Origin of the sequence: Pseudomonas sp. B14(2022) (genome assembly GCF_012030485.1) — a bacterium.
GTDB lineage: Bacteria > Pseudomonadota > Gammaproteobacteria > Pseudomonadales > Pseudomonadaceae > Aquipseudomonas.
In genome coordinates this window covers 60,215-77,768 of the sequence record NZ_JAAUVM010000026.1, presented here as the reverse complement: position 1 = coordinate 77,768, position 17,554 = coordinate 60,215, and the positions used below count along the sequence as shown (strand labels likewise).

The window sequence follows — 17,554 nt, the reverse complement described above, 5'->3', positions numbered from 1 at the left end:
CTACAACATCAGCAGGCCTCATAGCTACAACGACTACCGGTCGCCGGTCGTGAAGGAAAGGTTGGCGGCGTGAACCTTAATCAGTGTCCAAGATTACTTGACCAGTTCAGCTTGCTCCCGATAGCGGTGGATCAGTCAGCGTATCTGTACCTGACCCACTGCTATCGGGAGCAAGCCCCCTCCCACATTTACTGCTGCATTTCAGCTGAAGATCAGCGTTGCACGATCCGCAGGTTGCTGTTCTGCTCTTTCGGCAGAACCCGCTTGGCAATCACGTAGTTCTTGTTCCAGAACGGCTTTTTCAGCGTGTCGATACTGACCGACTTGCCACGACGTGGTGCGTGGATAAAGCGGTCGTTGCCCAGGTAAATGGCAACGTGGTTCACCTGGCGGCTCTTCAGTTTGAAGAACAACAGGTCACCCGGTTTCAGGTCCTTGCGATCAACCTTCTGCCCATGGCCGGCGGCCATGGCGTTGGAGGTGCGCGGCAGATCCACGGCGGCTACGTCGTTAAACGCATATTTCACCAGGCCACTGCAGTCGAACCCTTTACTTGGGCTGCTGCCGCCCCAACGATAAGGAGTACCCAGCACGTTTACGGCGCGGCTGAGGACGGTGCTGCTCTGCTTGGTGTTGACTGCCATCAGGCCTGGAACTGCCTTACCGTGGGCCTTGCTCAGTTGAGTCGGGCGGCTGATGGTCGGCTTTGCCGATTTGGCGGTGCTTGGCGTGCTGTGGACTTTAGGGGTGAAACCGTTGACGTTTGGAAGTCGTTGCTCACGATTGGTGGCGTGGGCGGCCAGTGGCATTAATAGGCAAATGGTTAGCCATGTCTTGAAAAATGGTCGCATTAGGCGTGGCTCTTATGGGTTTGCGCGCAACTTTATAACAGCTTTTTGTGTCGTTCTCAGGCCGTTTGTCGACTGAACCTTGGGGTCAAACTCAGGAAAAATGCGACGATTCGCCGCGATTGTCCTACACAAGTCAGGTGGCATAAGGCTTTCAGGGGAGGGAAGATACCATTTGCCGTACGTCGGGCGCCTGTAAAAAAGTCACAAAGAAAGTGAAAAAATTTATCTATCGAAGCAAATGAGGTACTCCATGAACACCTATCAACAGGTTGGTCCGCAGCAAGACACCCACAGCAAGGTGATCGGTTACCTGCTCTGGATTTTCGGGTTTACCGGGGCCCATCGCTTCTATTACGGCAAACCGGTGACCGGCACGATCTGGTTTTTCACCCTGGGTTTGCTTGGGATCGGCTGGCTGATCGACCTGTTCCTGATCCCGGCCATGGACCGAGAAGCGGACCTGCGTTTTACCGCTGGCCCTATCGAATACAACGTCGCTTGGATTCTGTTGGCGTTTCTGGGGGTATTCGGCGTGCACCGCATGTACCAGGGCAAATGGGTCACCGGACTGATCTACCTGCTGACCGGCGGTTTGTTCCTGGTGGGGGTGCTGTATGACTTCTGGACGTTGAATACCCAGGTTTCGATCCGCAATGCCGAGCGCAATGGCGGCCGGTAGATCATAAATAACCTGTAGGAGCGAGCAAGCTCGCTCCTACAGTTTTTTATGGCTCAAGCCTGGTAGCTGATGCGCCCGTCCACCAAGGTGTAGCGCACGCTCGCCGGCAGGCTATGGCCGATGAACGGGCAGTTCTCACCTTTGGACAGCCAGTGCTCCCCGGCAACCGTGGAGCCGGCCGGGTCAAACAGCACCAGGTCTGCCGCCGCACCTACCGCCAGTTTCCCCGCCGGCAGGCGCAAGGCCTTGGCCGGGCCGGTGCTCAGGCGTGCCAGCAGCGTCGGCAAGTCGAGCAAACCGTCTTCCACCAACGTCATCGCCAGTGGCAGTAAAAGCTCCACGCTGCTGATGCCCGGCTCTGTCGCGCCAAACGGTGCCAGCTTGGCATCCCGCTCGTGGGGCTGGTGGTGGCTGGAAATCGCCGAGACCACACCGGATTTGACTGCCGCACGCAAACCGTCACGATCGGCCTGTGTGCGCAGCGGCGGTTGTACGTGGTAAAGGCTGGAGAAGTCGATCAGCGCCTCGTCCGTCAGCAGCAATTGATACAACGCCACGTCCGCCGTCACCGGCAGGCCACGGGCCTGGGCCTGGGCGATCAGGGCCACGCCCCGGGCGCTGGTCAGCTGGCTGAAGTGCGCGCGCACGCCACTTTGTTCCACCAGCAGCAGGTCACGGGCCAGGGCTACGGTTTCAGCGGTTTCCGGAATGCCCGGCAAGCCGAGGAAGCTGGCGACCGCACCTTCATGGGCCAGGCCGCCTTCGGCCAGGTCGCGGTCCTGGGAGTGGAAGATCACCGTCAAGTCGAAGGTGGCCGCATATTCCAGGGCGCGGCACAGGGTGCGGGTGCTGCGGAAACTCTCCAGGCCGTTGCCGAACGCCACGCAACCGGCGTCGCGCAGGGCAATCAGTTCGGCGAGTTGTTCGCCTTCCAGGCCTTTGCTCAGGGCGCCGATGGGAAACACTTTGCAATTGCCGGCTTCGCGCGCACGGTCGAGGATCAGCTCGGTCACGGCCGATGTGTCGAGCACCGGTTTGGTGTGCGGTGGGCAGCACAGGCTGGTGACGCCACCGGCTGCGGCCGCGCGGGTCTCGCTGGTGATATTGCCTTTGCGGCTGTAGCCCGGCTCGCGCAGGGCGACGTTCAGGTCCACCAGGCCGGGCGCGGCCACCAGACCTTTGGCATCGATCGTCTCGCTGGGGCTGAAATCACGGGGGGCGGCGCCGATGGCGATGATCTTGCCGGCTTCCAGATGCAGATCGGTAATGTGATCCAGGCCGCTGGCCGGATCGATGACTCGGGCGCCGAGAATGCTGAGCTTCACTGGGCCTTCTCCTGCTCGAATTGACGTTGCGCGGTTTGCCCGCTCATGGCCATGGACAACACCGCCATGCGCACGGCGATGCCATACGTGACCTGGTTGAGAATCACCGACTGGTTACCGTCGGCCACCGCCGACTCAATCTCCACGCCTCGGTTGATCGGCCCCGGGTGCATCACGATGGCATCCGGCTTGGCGCCGGCCAGGCGTGCGGTGGTCAGGCCGAACAGGCGGTAGAACTCGCCCTCGCTCGGCAGCAGACCCCCCGACATGCGTTCGCGCTGCAGGCGCAGCATGATCACCACGTCCACATCCTTGAGGCCTTCTGTCATGTCGGTGTAGACCTTCACGCCGTATTGCTCGACGCCGATGGGCAGCAGGGTTTTCGGCGCGATCACGCGAATGTCCGGGCAACCCAGGGTTTTCAGGGCCAGCATGTTCGAGCGTGCCACCCGCGAATGCAGGATGTCGCCGACGATGGCCACCGAAAGGTTTTCAAAGCTGCCCTTGTGCCGACGAATGGTGAGCATGTCGAGCATGCCCTGGGTCGGGTGGGCGTGACGGCCGTCGCCGCCGTTGATGATCGCCACCTGCGGGCATACATGCTCGGCAATGAAGTGGGCGGCACCGGAGTCGCCGTGGCGCACCACGAACATGTCGGCGGCCATGGCTTCCAGATTGCGCAGGGTGTCGAGCAGGGTCTCGCCCTTGCTCGCCGACGAGGTGGACACGTTCAGCGTGATCACGTCGGCCGACAGCCGTTGGGCCGCCAGTTCAAAGGTGGTCCGTGTACGGGTGGAGTTCTCGAAGAACACGTTGCAGATGGTCTTGCCGCGCAGCAGCGGGACTTTCTTCACCGCCCGGCCGCCCACTTCGAGGAACGAGTCGGCGGTGTCGAGGATTTCGGTGAGCAGTTCGCGGGGCAAACCGTCGAGGGACAAGAAGTGTTGCAACTGGCCCTGAGCATTGAGCTGCAGCGGGCGCTTGGCATCTAGAGGCGTCATCGCGGGGACTCTTTACAAGGCGGTTTAAAGGGCAAGGTCTTGCAGTTCGAGTTCGAGCGGCGTGGGACCGGACAATTTTACTCGCTGGCTGGCCTCAAGGGACAGCGTGGCGCCAACCACGTCCGGGCTGATAGGCAGTTCGCCTGCCTCCAGGTCCAGCAGACAGACCAGGGTGATGCTGGCCGGGCGCCCGTAATCGAACAATTCATTCATGGCGGCGCGGATGGTACGGCCGCTCATCAGCACGTCGTCGATCAGCACCAGGTGCTGGCCTTCAATCTCGAACGGCAGGGCGGACGGGCGCACTTGTGGGTGCAGGCCGTTCTGGCTGAAGTCGTCGCGGTAGAAGGACACGTCCAGGGTACCCAAGGGTGAGTCGCTGCCCAGTTCTTCCAGCAACGCTTGGGCGACCCACACACCGCCGGTGCGAATACCGATAAAGCGCGGTTCGCTGATGCCACGGTGTTCCAGGTGCGTCTTGAGGCTAACCGCCATCTGGCGGATCAGTTCGGCGGGGTTTGGCAGACTCATGGTGGCTCCTTCAAGGCCTTGCGCGGCGGGGCGACGACAAGGTCCGGGCTCAAACGTAAGAAGACGCGGCAAGCCGCGTCAGTCAGGATTCAAATAAAGCAGTGTTTTCATCCAGCCAGCCTTGCAACAGCAAGGCGGCGGCAATGGCGTCCACCGGGTTGTCTCGGTAACTGCCCTTCTGGCCGCCACGGTCGCGGCGCTCGCCCTTGGCTTCAAAGGTGGTCAAGCGTTCATCGTGGGTATAGAAGGGCAGGTTGTAGCGGCCGTTAAGGCGGCGGGCGAACTTTTCGGCGCGCAGGCACATGTCGCTGGGGGTGCCGTCCATGTTGAGGGGCAGGCCGACCACCACGGCGTCGGGCTTCCACTCTTTAATGAGGGCTTCGACCTGGTTCCAGTCCGGTATGCCGTTCTGGGCCTTGAGGGTGCACAGCTCGCGGGCCTGGCCGGTGATCACCTGGCCAACCGCTACGCCGATCTGCTTGGTGCCGTAGTCAAAGCCGAGGATCAGACGCAAGGCCATCAGGCGTGCCCCGCCTGGCTGGTCAGCAGGCTGAGGTTGACCCGCAGCTTGGCCGCGGCGGCTTCCAGGCGCAATTCGCTTGCGGTGTTGAACAGGATGTCGGCATCGAACGGGCAGGTCAGCCAGGCATTGCTGGCCAGTTCGGCTTCCAGCTGCCCGGCTTCCCAGCCGGCGTAACCCAGGGTGATCACACTTTGCTCAGGGCCCACACCGTCGGCGATGGCGAATAACACGTCCTGGGAGGTGGACAGTGAGACCCCGTCCAGGTCCACCGTGGCCTGGAACTTCGGTCCGGTCGGGTGCAGCACAAAGCCGCGATCGGTCTGCACCGGCCCGCCGATGTAGATCTGTACGCCCTGGCAACGGGCCGGTGGGTCGACCTCCGGGCGCAGTTGTTCAAGGATATCGGCCAGGTTCAGCGCCTGCGGGCGGTTCACCACCAACCCCATGGCACCATTGGCCGTGTGCTCGACGATGTAGGTCAAGGTCTGCGCAAAGTTCGGGTCGGCCATATGGGGCATGGCGATCAGGAATTGGTGCTTGAGGTAGGTCGGGCTGACATTTTTCATGTCCGCTAGTGTGGCGTTGGAGGGGCGAACTGACAAGCTGGACGTGACCCGAATACAGTGCTGTCGGCTTTTCTGTAGGAGGGCGCTTTCAGTTGCTGGAGAGGCGGTCACCCTTGGCAAACTTCCAGGTGCGGATGATTTCCAGGCGGTCCACATCGTTCAAGTCCCCGGTAAACGGGGCAAAGGGCGCGGCCAGGCGCACGATGCGTTGGGCGGCCTGGTCCAGCAGCGGCTGGCCGGACGACTCCAGCACCTGCACTTCATATAACGTACCGTCGCGGTTGATCGACACCAATAGGCGTAAATTGCCGTAAATCTGCTGGCGCCGTGCCTCTTCCGGGTAGTTGAGGTTACCGATGCGCTCGACCTTCTTACGCCACTCGTCCTTATACCAGGCGCCCTTGTCACGCATGGTCGAGGCCGCGTTCAAGCGATAGATGCGCGGACGCTTGGCATAAAGCTGTTGTTCATGGGCCAGTTCGGCCTCCAGGCTGGAAATTTCGTCAGACAGTGTCGAGCTATCGAACGTCGGCGCCGGCTTCACGGGCTCCGGCTGCGGCTCGGTCTTGGTTTTCTCGCGCTGGACCGGGGCTTTTTGCGGCTTGGGTGCGACGGTGGTCACCGTGGGTTTGGGCGTGGCCTGTTTGACTTCAGGATTGGGCGCCGGCGGCGGTGTGACCTTATTGACCTTGTTGTCCTGGAAAGGCGCCACTTCGGTAGTCTTGGGAATCGCCTTTTTGTCCAGGGTGCCACTGCCCTGTTGGTTGTCCTGGGCAAGAAAATCCGCCTTCTCGGGCTTCTTTTCACTCTTGAACGTGGCGAGGGTGATTTCCAGGGTCTTGGTGATCTGCTTGGGCTCGACCATGGTGAAACCCACGCCGAGGATCAATGCCAGGTGAATCAACGCGGCCAGGAACAGGGTAAATCCGAGCCGATCAGCCGGGCGCACGCCGCTGTGGGAGAGTTCGGGGGGCAGATCGGACGGGAGTGTCATGACAAGAAAACCAACATCGCGCGTTTCACAGGTCGGGCATGATAGCGCAATGTTGGTGTGTGTCCGGCTGTTCTATATCACTTGGCCTGCAGCTTGCGCTCGATGGCAGCCATCAACATTTCACCGATGTTGGTGCCAAATGCGTTGTCGATCTCGCGAATGCAGGTCGGGCTGGTGACGTTGATTTCGGTGAGGTTTTCACCAATCACGTCAAGGCCAACAAACAGCAAACCCTTTTCCCGCAGGGTCGGACCAACTTGGCTGGCGATCCAGCGGTCCTTGTCGGACAACGGCCGCGCTTCGCCACGACCGCCGGCCGCCAGGTTGCCACGGGTCTCGCCCACCGCCGGGATACGCGCCAGGCAGTAATCCACCGGCTCGCCGTCGATCATCAGGATGCGTTTGTCGCCGTCCTTGATCGCCGGCAGGTAGGCCTGGCCCATGATCTGCTGGGTGCCCAGGGCGGTCAGGGTTTCGAGGATCACCGACAGGTTGGGGTCGCCGGCGCGGTGCCGGAAGATCGAGGTGCCACCCATGCCGTCCAGCGGCTTGAGGATCACATCGCCGTGCTTGGCGGCGAATTCACGCAGCACATCGGCGCGGCGGCTGACCACGGTAGGTGGCGTGCACTGCGGGAACAACGTGGCGAACAGCTTTTCATTGCAGTCGCGCAGGCTCTGGGGTTTGTTGACGATCAGCACGCCAGCGCGCTCGGCCTGCTCCAGCAGATAGGTGGAATAGACGAACTCCATGTCGAACGGCGGGTCCTTGCGCATCAGGATCACGTCGAGGTCGCTCAGGGGGCTGTCGATTTCGTCCTGCAGTTCGAACCACTTCTCGGGGTTGGCAAACACCTGCAGCGGGCGCATGCGTGCACGGGCCTCGCCGTCGCCCTGGTAAAGGTCGCGCTGTTCCATATAGAACAGGGTCCAGCCGCGGGCCTGGGCGGCCAGGAGCATGGCCAGCGAGCTGTCCTTTTTATAGGAAATGCTGGCGATAGGGTCCATGACAATGCCGACGCGAACGCTCATGGGGGATTTCCTCTAGCAAATTAGGGCGCATAAAAGTGGCGTCAGAGTGGCGCTGCGGTTGTTGTGGGTCAAGGAAAAACCACCGGGCGGGTGCCTCGATAGATTGCTCCCCGAGACTGTGCTAAAAAGACTGCCACGGCGCAGCAGCCCTTGAAATCCAAGGCCTGCGGCGCTCATCCTGTGCAACATCAGGCAGTACGCACCGAAAACCGATTCGCTGTGGCGATGGTAGAGCAGATATGGAACAGCATTCCAACGCCTTGAGAGTGATGGTAATCGACGATTCGAAAACGATCCGCCGCACCGCCGAGACGCTGTTGAAGAACGTGGGCTGCGATGTCATCACGGCCATCGACGGTTTCGATGCCCTGGCCCGGATTGTGGATCATCACCCGCACATTATCTTTGTCGACATCATGATGCCGCGCCTGGATGGCTATCAGACCTGCGCCCTGGTGAAGAACAACCCGGTGTTCAAGTCGATCCCGGTGATCATGCTGTCCTCCAAGGACGGCCTGTTCGACAAGGCCAAGGGGCGCATCGTGGGTGTCGATCAGTTTTTGACCAAGCCTTTCAGCAAGGAAGAACTGCTGAGTGCGATCAAGGCCTATGTGCCTGGGTTCGCCGCAGTGGAACAAGCACACTGACGTCGCCTCACAAGGGCCGGCGCTGACCAATGTAGCGGGGAAAACCATGGCACGAGTTCTGATCGTCGACGATTCGCCGACCGAAATGTACAAATTGACCGGCATGCTCGAAAAGCATGGTCACGAGGTTCTCAAGGCCGCCAACGGCGGCGATGGCGTGGCGCTTGCCCGCCAGGAAAAACCTGACGCGGTATTGATGGACATCGTGATGCCGGGCCTCAATGGGTTCCAGGCCACGCGCCAACTGACCAAAGACAAGGAAACCGAGCACATCCCTGTGATCATCATCACCACTAAAGATCAGGAAACCGACAAGGTGTGGGGTACTCGCCAGGGCGCCAAGGATTACCTGACCAAGCCTGTGGACGAGGAAACCCTGATCGCCACCCTGAACAAGGTGCTGGCCGGCTGACGGCACGCCATCATGACCGAGTCGCAAACCGCCTTCGAGTTACTGCTGGACATCGACCGTCGCTGCCGGCTGCTGGCCGCCGACCTGCCATCCCAGGAAACCCGCCTGCAACGCTGGAGCGGGATTGGCTTTCGCCTTGGGCAGCATTGGTATGTCGCGCCCATGGGCGAAGTCGCCGAAGTCCTGCATGAGCCACGCTGCACTTTAATGCCTGGGGTCAAGGCCTGGGTCAAGGGTGTTGCTAACCTGCGCGGGCGTTTGCTGCCGGTGATGGACCTGGGCGGCTTCCTTGGCCTTGAGCTGTCCAAGGCGCGCAAGCAACGGCGGGTGTTGGTGGTGGAATACAACGATCTGTTTGTCGGGCTGCTGGTAGACGAGGTGGTGGGGATGCAGCATTTTGCACAAGACGCCTTGCTGGCGAACACCAGCCTCAGCGCGCCGTTTATCCAGGGTCACTTCGATGGTGAGCCGCTGTGGCAGGTCTTCAGCCCCTTCGCCCTGGCTCAGGCCCCTGGCTTCATGGATGTCGCCGCATGACCACCGCGACTACGCCCAAACCCCAGGCCGGCTCACGCAGCCGCTCACAGATCATCGTGCTGTTTATCGCGCTGATCGTGTTCATCATGCTGCTGTTCGCCAACTTCGCGTACCTCAACACCCAGTCCACCTACGACAAACAGTACATCGGCCACGCCGGTGAACTGCGCGTGCTGTCCCAACGCATCGCCAAGAACGCTACCGAGGCCGCCGCCGGCAAGGCCGCCGCATTCAAGCTGTTGGGCGAAGCGCGCAACGATTTTGCCCAACGCTGGGGTTACCTGAAAAAAGGCGATCCGCAAACCGGCCTGCCCGCTGCGCCCAATGCGGTCCGCGCTGAAATGCGCGCGGTGCAGACGGACTGGGAAGCGCTGCTGAAAAACACCGACGCGATCCTCGCCAGCGAACAGACCGTGCTGTCCCTGCACCAAGTGGCCGCGACCCTCGCCGAAACCGTCCCGCAATTGCAGATGGAATCGGAGAAGGTCGTCGAGATCCTGCTGCAACGTGGCGCGCCGGCCAGCCAAGTGGCCGTGGCCCAGCGCCAGTCGCTGCTGGCCGAGCGTATCCTGGGCGCGGTCAACACCGTGCTGGCCGGCGACGAAACCGCCGTACAGGCCGCCGATACCTTTGGCCGCGACGCCAATCGCTTCGGGCAGGTGCTCAATGGCATGCTCAACGGCAACCCCGGGCTGCGCATCACCCAGGTCGAAGACCACGATGCCCGTGCGCGGCTGGCGGAAATCGCCGAGCTGTTCGAGTTTGTCTCCGGCTCCGTGGATGAAATCCTCGAAACCTCGCCGCAGCTGTTCCAGGTGCGCGCCTCGGCGAGCAATATTTTCAACTTGTCGCAAACCCTGCTCGATGAAGCCTCGCACCTGGCCACCGGTTTTGAAAACCTGGCCAGCGGACGCAGCTTCGACACCATCGGCGGGTATGTGCTGGGCCTGCTGGCGTTGACCTCGATCATCCTGATCGGCCTGGTGATGGTGCGCGAAACCAACCGCCAACTGCATGAGACCGCCGAGAAGAACGAGCGCAACCAGAATGCGATCATGCGCCTGCTCGATGAGATCGAAGACCTGGCCGACGGCGACCTCACCGTGACCGCCTCGGTGACTGAAGACTTCACCGGCACCATCGCCGACTCCATCAACTATTCCGTGGACCAACTGCGCGACCTGGTGGCCACCATTAACCTCACCGCCGGGCAAGTGGCGGGTGCCGTGCAGGAGACGCAGGCCACCGCCATGCACCTGGCCCAGGCGTCGGAGCATCAGGCCCAGCAGATCGCCGAAGCCTCCACCGCAATCAACCAGATGGCCCAATCCATCGACCAGGTATCGGCCAACGCGGCCGAATCCTCGGCGGTGGCGGAGCGTTCGGTAGAAATCGCCAACAAAGGCAACGAGGTGGTGCACAACACCATCCACGGCATGGACAACATCCGCGAACAGATCCAGGACACCGCCAAGCGCATCAAGCGCCTGGGCGAGTCGTCCCAGGAGATTGGCGACATCGTCAGCCTGATCGACGACATTGCCGACCAGACCAATATCCTCGCCCTCAACGCCGCGATCCAGGCCAGCATGGCCGGGGATGCCGGACGCGGCTTTGCGGTGGTGGCCGATGAAGTGCAGCGGCTGGCCGAGCGTTCATCGGCGGCCACGCGGCAGATTGAAACCCTGGTGCGCGCAATCCAGGCCGACACCAACGAAGCCGTTATCTCCATGGAACAGACCACCACCGAAGTGGTGCGGGGGGCACGGTTGGCCCAGGACGCCGGGGTGGCCCTGGAAGAAATCGAAGGCGTGTCGAAAACCCTGGCCGCGCTGATCCAGAGCATCTCCAACGCGGCGCAGCAACAGACCTCGTCGGCGGGGCAGATCTCCCTGACCATGAACGTGATCCAGCAGATCACCACGCAGACGTCATCGGGCTCCACCGCCACCGCTGAAAGCATCGGCAACCTGGCGAAGATGGCGAGCCAGTTGCGCAGGTCGGTGTCGGGTTTCACCTTGCCTGCGGCCAAACAGGTTGATGATTGAAATGCAGTCAAAATGTGGGAGGGGGCAAGCCGAATCGTCGCACCGCCCCTCCCACATGTGATCTCCATTTGTTTCAAGAACACCAGCAACCCACGAATTCTAAGCGGAGCAGTTATGGTTGATCGGCACGACTACGTGGCCCTCGAATGGGTCAAGGGCGACATTGCCGAAACCCTGAAACAGGCCCGTTCGGCGCTGGATGCGTTTGTCGAGACCCGCGACGATGACGTGATCAGCCAATGCCTGGCCGCCATCCACCAGGTGCATGGCGCGCTGCAAATGGTCGAGTTCTACGGCGCGGCGCTGCTGGCCGAAGAGATCGAAGAACTGGCCCTGGCGCTCCAGGCCGGGCAGGTCAGCCAGCGCGAGGAAAGTATCCGCCTGCTGCAACAGGCCCTGGGCCAACTGCCGTTGTACCTCGACCGTGTGCACAGCGCCCGCCGTGATTTACCGCTGGTGGTGCTGCCGCTGCTCAACGACCTGCGCAGTGCCCGCGGTGAAAGCCTGCTGTCGGAGACCAGCTTGTTCAGCCCGCAACTGCTGTCGATTGCGCCGCTTCCCGAGGACGCCCTGGCCCAGCGCGCACCGGCCGACGTTCAGGAGCAACTGCGCCAGTGGCACCAACTGCTGCAACAAGCCCTCGCCGGGCTGCTGCGTGAAGACCACGGCCCGAGCAACCTGGAAGACATGGCACGGGTGTTCGCGCGCCTCGAAGCGCTGTGCCAGGGCGCGCCGCTGTTGCCGCTGTGGCAAGTGGCGTCGGCACTGGTCGAGGGCATGCTCACCGGCGTGGTCGCCAACAGCCCGGCACTGCGCAGCCTGCTCAAGGCCAGCGACAAGCAGCTCAAGCGCCTGCTGGCACAAGGCATTGGCGGGATCAACCAGCCGGCACCGGATGAGCTGCTCAAGAGCTTGTTGTTTTACGTCGCCAAAGTCACTCGACCGACCCCGCGCATGCAGAGTTTGAAAGAACGCTACAGCCTGGATGAGGCCTTGCCCGACAGCGCGGTGGTGGATGCCGAACGCGCGCGCCTCGCCGGGCCGGATCGTAACGCCATGGGCTCGGTGCTCGGTGCGTTGTGTGAAGAATTGGTACGGGTCAAAGAGCGCCTCGACCTGTTCGTGCGCAGCGACCGCCAGCACACGAGCGACCTCGACGCGCTGCTGGCGCCCCTGCGACAGATTGCCGATACCCTTGCGGTGCTGGGGTTTGGCCAGCCGCGCAAAGTCATCATCGACCAGTTGGCCGTGGTATTGAGCCTGGCCCAGGGGCATCGTGAGCCCAACGACGCGGTGTTGATGGACGTCGCTGGCGCGCTGCTTTATGTGGAAGCGACGCTGGCGGGAATGGTCGGTACCGTTGAGCCGGAAGGCCACGAAGAAAGCCGTCTGCCCACCACCGACCTGACCCAGATCCACCAGTTGGTCATCCGCGAATCCTGCCAGTGCCTACGGCAAGCCAAGGAGCTGGTGATCGACTGTATCGAAGCCGATTGGGACCGTCAGCGCCTGGAATCCCTGCCGGAACTGCTGAGCCAGGTGCGCGGCGCGCTGGCGATGATCCCCTTGCCCCGCGCGGCAAGCCTGATGCGTGGTTGTACCGATTACGTCGACGAACAGTTGATGGTCAGCGATCGCCCGCCGTCGGAGGTGCAACTGGAGCACTTCGCTGACGTGATCAGCAGCCTGGAGTACTACCTCGAACGCATGCTCCAGGACCCTGACGCAGCCGGTGAACGGGTGTTGGAACTGGCCACCCAAAGCCTGGCTGCGCTGGGCTACCTGCCCGCCGAAAAACCCTGGCGCCAGGCGCTGGCAGCACCCGATGGCGCGCTGTCGAGCGAGGTTGCGCCCAGCCAGTCCCAGTTCGACGCACTGGCCAACCCCACTTCGCGCCTCAATCCGCCTGCCTTGCAACGCCCCGGTAGCCTGCTGCCGCCGCCGGCCGATGAAGCGCCCATCGACGATGAACTGCGCGACGTCTTCCTCGAAGAAACCGACGAAGTCCTTGAGGTGCTGCACCGCCACCTGCCCAACAGCGCAGACAAAACTGCCCAGGGCGAAATGCGCCGCGCCTTCCACACCTTGAAAGGCAGCGGTCGCATGGTGCGTGCCCTGGTGCTGGCGGAGCTGGCCTGGGCCGTGGAAAACCTGCTGAACCGTGTGCTCGAGCGCAGCGTAGCCCTCGGCCCCGAGATACAGCAGGTGCTGGATGACGCCGTGGCCCTGCTGCCGGAATTGATCGCCGACTTCGCGACGGGCGACCAACACCAGCGCGATGAGGTCGACGCGCTGGCCGCCCGTGCCCACGCCTGGGCCAACGGCGCTGCCGCATCGGCCGCCGAACCCCACGATCCGATGTTGCTGGAGATATTCCGCAACGAAGCCCAGAGCCATCTGGACAGCCTCAACCACTTCCTGCAACAGGCCGCCGAGCATGTGCCGCTGCAAGTCAGCGATGAGCTGCAACGCGCCCTGCACACCCTCAAGGGCAGCGCCTACATGGCCGGTGTGCTGCCCATCGCCGAGCTGGTACGCCCACTGGATCACCTGACCCGCGAATACAAAGCTCATCGCCTGCCGCTGGACCTGGACGAAGTCGAGTTGCTGCTGGAAGCCGAAGGCCTGTTCCAGCGTGGGTTGCGCCAACTGGACCGCGATCCCCTGGTGCCGATCAAGGGGGCGGATGACTTGATCCACCGAACCCAGGCCCTGCTCGACCATCAACTCGCCGCGCAGCTGGACGCACCCAACACGGGCTCGCGAATCAAGCGCGACCCGCAACTGATCGCCAACTTCCTGGCCCAGGGCATGGACATTCTGCTCGACGCCGAAAGCCTGCTGCGCCGCTGGCAACAACACCCCGGCGAACGCCAGGAACTCACCGCGTTGCTGGATGAATTGACCACGCTGGGGGAGGGCGCGCACGTCGCCGACCTGCACGCCATCGATGAACTCTGCGAAGCCTTGCTCGACCTCTACGGCGCCGTGGAAGAAAGCAGCCTGGCGGTCAGCGAGCGGTTTTTCCATGAGGCCGAGCAGGCCCATGAAGCGCTGATCAACATGCTCGATCAATTGGCCGCCGGCCAGGAAATCATCCCTGCACCGGCCCGCGTAAACGCCCTGCGCGAACTGTTGGACGATGCTCTGGACCCTGCTGCCACCGGCCTGATCAAAAGCGACGGCAGCCGCGCCCTGAGCATCTCTGAACTGGGCGCCGGCACGGCGCAACTGCAGCATGAAACAGCGATCGACGATGAGCTCGTGGAGATCTTCCTCGAAGAAGCCGTGGATATCCTCGACAGTGCGGGGCAGTCCCTGAAACGCTGGCTGCTGGAGCCGGAGAGTGCGGCGCCGTTGTCGTCACTGCAGCGCGACCTGCACACCCTCAAGGGCGGCGCGCGCATGGCCGACATCGGGCCGGTGGGCGACCTGGCGCATGAGTTGGAGTGCTTGTACGAAGGCCTTGTGGATCGGCGCTACAGCTACTCCAGCGAGCTGTCTCAGGTGCTGATGGCCAGCCATGAGCGGTTGGCCTTGCAACTGGAGGAGCTGCAGCACCATCAACCCTTGAGCGACAGTGCCGAGCTGGTCGCCAGGTTGCGCGCGCTACGCCAGGGCGGCATGCCGGCTGCACAGGCCGCCCCACCTGCGGAAACGCCGGGCACCGACCCGGAGTTGCTGGACATCTTCCTCGAAGAAGCCGCCGACATTCTCGACAGCTCCGGCAGCGCCTTGCTGCGCTGGCAGGCCGAGCCGAACAATCGCCAGGAAGTGGAAACCCTGCTGCGTGATTTGCACACCCTCAAGGGCGGCGCACGCATGGTCGAGATCGGACCGATTGGTGACCTGGCCCATGAGCTGGAATTTCTCTACGAAGGGCTGTCCGCCGGTTTGCTCGCGCCGTCCGCCGAACTGTTCGCGTTGCTGCAAGGTTGCCACGACCGCCTGGCACAGATGATCGACGCCGTGGCGGATGGGCTGCCGGTGGGCTCGGTGGACAGGCTTATCGAAAGGATCAAGAGCCTGGTTCACCCCAGCGATGAGCCAGTGGTGCCATTGGCGTTGCCCGCAGGCAAGGCCGATGCGGTGGTTGATCCCGCCGCCGACATGGTGAAAATCTCCGCCGACCTGCTCGACGACCTGGTCAATCTGGCGGGGGAAACGTCGATCTTTCGTGGCCGTATCGAGCAGCAAGTCAACGACGCGCGCATTGCCCTGCATGAAGTGGAAACCACCATCGAGCGTATGCGCGACCAACTGCGTCGCCTCGATACCGAAACCCAGGGGCGCATTCTCAGCCGTCAACAGGCCGAGGCCGAGCGCCTGGGCTACGAAGAATTCGACCCGCTGGAAATGGACCGTCATTCGCAGTTGCAGCAACTGTCCCGGGCGCTGTCCGAATCCGCCTCCGACCTGCTCGACCTCAAGGACACCCTCGACCGCCGCAACGAAGATGCCCATGACCTGTTGCAGCAACAGGCGCGCATCAATACCGAGTTGCAGGAAGGCCTGATGCGCACGCGCATGGTGCCCTTCGAGCGCATGCTGCCGCGCCTTAAACGCATCGTGCGCCAGGTGGCGGGCGAGTTGGGCAAGGACGTGGAGTTCATCGTCGGCAATGCCGAGGGCGAGATGGACCGCAACGTGCTGGAGCGCATGGCGGCGCCGCTGGAACACATGCTGCGCAACGCCGTCGACCATGGCTTGGAATCCCGCGATGCGCGGTTGCTGGCCGGCAAACCGGAGAAGGGCCGCATCACCCTGGACCTGACCCACGAAGGCGGCGATATCGTTTTCGACATGCGCGACGACGGTGCCGGTGTGCCTCTGGAAGCGGTGCGGCGCAAGGCGATCAAGCGCGGTTTGCTCGCCCCTCATCAAGAGATGAGCGACCGTGATGTGTTGCAGTTCATCCTGCAGCCGGGGTTCTCCACCGCGGAAAAGATCACGCAGATTTCCGGGCGTGGCGTGGGCATGGACGTGGTGCACGAAGAAGTGCGCCAGCTCGGTGGCTCGATGGTCATTGACTCGACGCCGGGGGAGGGCGTGCACTTTCGCATTCGCCTGCCGTTTACCGTGTCGGTCAACCGGGCGTTGATGGTGCAGTGCGCAGACGACCAATACGCGATCCCGCTCAATACCATCGAAGGGTTGGTGCGTGTGCTGCCCCATGAACTGGCGGGGCACTACCAGCAGGATCCGCCGCGTTATGAATATGCCGGCCAACGCTACGAGTTGTTTTACCTGGGTGACCTACTGCACACCGTCGGCCGCCCGAAACTATTGGGCCAATATCAACCCGTGCCGGTGTTGCTGGTGCAGTGCAATGAGCGCCGCGTAGCGGTGCATGTGGACGCCATGGCCGGCACCCGGGAGATTGTGGTCAAGGGCCTGGGTCCGCAATTTTCCGGGGTGCAGGGGTTGTCCGGCGCGACCATCCTGGGTGATGGGCGCGTGGTCTTGATTATCGACTTGCTGGCGCATATCCGCGCCCGGCAACCGGCCTTGCCGGCGCAGCCGGTGGATGCTCCGTTGATTCTCAACGACCCGCTGAAAAAGCGCCCGCTGCTGGTGCTGGTGGTGGACGACTCGGTCACCGTGCGCAAAGTCACCAGCCGCCTGCTGGAGCGCAACGGCATGAACGTACTCACCGCTAAAGACGGCATCGACGCCCTGGCCGTGCTCGAGGAACATACGCCCGACCTGATGCTGCTCGACATCGAAATGCCGCGCATGGACGGCTTCGAAGTCGCCATCCATGTGCGCAACGACCCCCGGCTGATGCGCCTGCCGATCATCATGATCACCTCCCGCACCGGCCAGAAACACCGCGACCGTGCCATGGCCATCGGCGTCAACGACTACCTGGGCAAGCCGTACCAGGAATCGGTGCTGCTCGAGAGCATCGCCTACTGGAGCAAATCCCGTGCTTGACCACCGCACCAGCCAACTCACCGGCCTGCTCCTGCCCCTGGCCGACCGCCACCTGGTACTGCCCAACGTCGCCATCGCCGAGTTGATCGACTTCCAACGCGGCGAACCGGCCAGCGACGCACCGCCGTGGTATTTGCGGCAAGTGACGTGGCGGGATCGGCAAATCCCGTTGATCAGCTTTGAAGCGGTGTGCGGCGAGGCCAGCGTGACCGGCGAACGCTCGCGGATCGTGGTGTTGAATGCGCTGGGCGGGCGGCCGACGTTGAAGTTTATTGCAGTGGTGATCCAGGGAATTCCGCGCTCGTACAAGCTCGACAGCGAATTGAGCTATGTGGACGTGCCGCTGTGCCCATTGGAACTGGCAGCGGTGCAGGTGGGGGAGCATGTGGCGAAGGTGCCGGATTTGATGGGGTTGGAGGCGTTACTGGTCGAGTCTGGGCTGGCTTGAGGCGCGGCGATCCGGTCCTGATTA

General features: G+C 62.5%; 15 protein-coding genes. 7 read left to right on the top strand and 8 right to left on the bottom strand.

What is annotated here, in order from left to right:
• Positions 1-212 precede the first annotated feature (212 nt).
• Positions 213-851, bottom strand: a complete 639-nt coding sequence (locus HCF10_RS27260) for a C40 family peptidase (protein WP_167656788.1) — start codon at positions 849-851, stop codon at positions 213-215.
• Positions 852-1,101: 250 nt separating this feature from the next.
• Between HCF10_RS27260 and HCF10_RS27255 the strand changes: the two genes are divergently transcribed.
• Positions 1,102-1,530, top strand: coding sequence for an NINE protein (locus tag HCF10_RS27255; protein ID WP_131697501.1), 429 nt, complete (start codon positions 1,102-1,104; stop codon positions 1,528-1,530).
• Between the two features lie 53 nt (positions 1,531-1,583).
• Here HCF10_RS27255 and HCF10_RS27250 read toward each other — a convergent pair whose 3' ends face one another.
• From HCF10_RS27250 to gshB, 7 genes are all read right to left on the bottom strand, one after another.
• A complete protein-coding gene (locus HCF10_RS27250) occupies positions 1,584-2,855 on the bottom strand; it encodes a dihydroorotase (RefSeq protein ID WP_131697500.1) in 1,272 nt (423 codons plus the stop codon).
• On the bottom strand, positions 2,852-3,856 hold the full coding sequence (locus HCF10_RS27245; RefSeq protein ID WP_131697499.1) for an aspartate carbamoyltransferase catalytic subunit: 1,005 nt from the start codon (positions 3,854-3,856) through the stop codon (positions 2,852-2,854). Before HCF10_RS27245 ends, HCF10_RS27250 begins: the two co-directional genes overlap by 4 nt.
• 24 nt (positions 3,857-3,880) lie before the next feature.
• Positions 3,881-4,387 (bottom strand): bifunctional pyr operon transcriptional regulator/uracil phosphoribosyltransferase PyrR, encoded by a 507-nt coding sequence (gene pyrR / locus HCF10_RS27240; RefSeq protein WP_131697498.1) that lies wholly within the window; start codon positions 4,385-4,387, stop codon positions 3,881-3,883.
• A gap of 82 nt (positions 4,388-4,469) precedes the next feature.
• The gene (gene ruvX, locus HCF10_RS27235) at positions 4,470-4,907 is read right to left on the bottom strand and encodes a Holliday junction resolvase RuvX (RefSeq protein WP_005792259.1); all 438 of its coding nucleotides are present in this window, start codon (positions 4,905-4,907) and stop codon (positions 4,470-4,472) included.
• A complete protein-coding gene (locus HCF10_RS27230) occupies positions 4,907-5,476 on the bottom strand; it encodes a YqgE/AlgH family protein (protein ID WP_090401661.1) in 570 nt (189 codons plus the stop codon). The genes ruvX and HCF10_RS27230 overlap by 1 nt, the downstream gene beginning before the upstream one ends.
• A gap of 88 nt (positions 5,477-5,564) precedes the next feature.
• A complete protein-coding gene (locus HCF10_RS27225; RefSeq protein ID WP_167656787.1) occupies positions 5,565-6,470 on the bottom strand; it encodes an energy transducer TonB in 906 nt (301 codons plus the stop codon).
• A 77-nt stretch (positions 6,471-6,547) separates the two neighbouring features.
• The gene (gshB, locus tag HCF10_RS27220; RefSeq protein ID WP_167656786.1) at positions 6,548-7,501 is read right to left on the bottom strand and encodes a glutathione synthase; all 954 of its coding nucleotides are present in this window, start codon (positions 7,499-7,501) and stop codon (positions 6,548-6,550) included.
• A gap of 239 nt (positions 7,502-7,740) precedes the next feature.
• Between gshB and pilG the strand changes: the two genes are divergently transcribed.
• The 6 genes from pilG to HCF10_RS27190 all read left to right on the top strand — a co-directional run bounded on the left by pilG (position 7,741) and on the right by HCF10_RS27190 (position 17,530).
• The gene (gene pilG, locus HCF10_RS27215; protein WP_027606081.1) at positions 7,741-8,148 is read left to right on the top strand and encodes a twitching motility response regulator PilG; all 408 of its coding nucleotides are present in this window, start codon (positions 7,741-7,743) and stop codon (positions 8,146-8,148) included.
• Positions 8,149-8,194: 46 nt separating this feature from the next.
• A complete protein-coding gene (gene pilH, locus HCF10_RS27210; protein WP_034116227.1) occupies positions 8,195-8,560 on the top strand; it encodes a twitching motility response regulator PilH in 366 nt (121 codons plus the stop codon).
• Between the two features lie 12 nt (positions 8,561-8,572).
• The gene (locus HCF10_RS27205) at positions 8,573-9,097 is read left to right on the top strand and encodes a chemotaxis protein CheW (RefSeq protein WP_131697496.1); all 525 of its coding nucleotides are present in this window, start codon (positions 8,573-8,575) and stop codon (positions 9,095-9,097) included.
• Positions 9,094-11,145 carry a methyl-accepting chemotaxis protein gene (locus HCF10_RS27200; protein WP_131697495.1) on the top strand — a complete coding sequence of 684 codons (2,052 nt, stop codon included), beginning with the start codon at positions 9,094-9,096 and terminating at the stop codon, positions 11,143-11,145. The genes HCF10_RS27205 and HCF10_RS27200 overlap by 4 nt, the downstream gene beginning before the upstream one ends.
• Positions 11,146-11,259: 114 nt before the next feature.
• Positions 11,260-17,082 (top strand): Hpt domain-containing protein, encoded by a 5,823-nt coding sequence (locus HCF10_RS27195; protein ID WP_167656785.1) that lies wholly within the window; start codon positions 11,260-11,262, stop codon positions 17,080-17,082.
• Entirely contained in the window at positions 17,075-17,530 is a 456-nt protein-coding gene (locus HCF10_RS27190; RefSeq protein ID WP_131697493.1) for a chemotaxis protein CheW, read from the top strand. Before HCF10_RS27195 ends, HCF10_RS27190 begins: the two co-directional genes overlap by 8 nt.
• Positions 17,531-17,554: the final 24 nt, after the last annotated feature.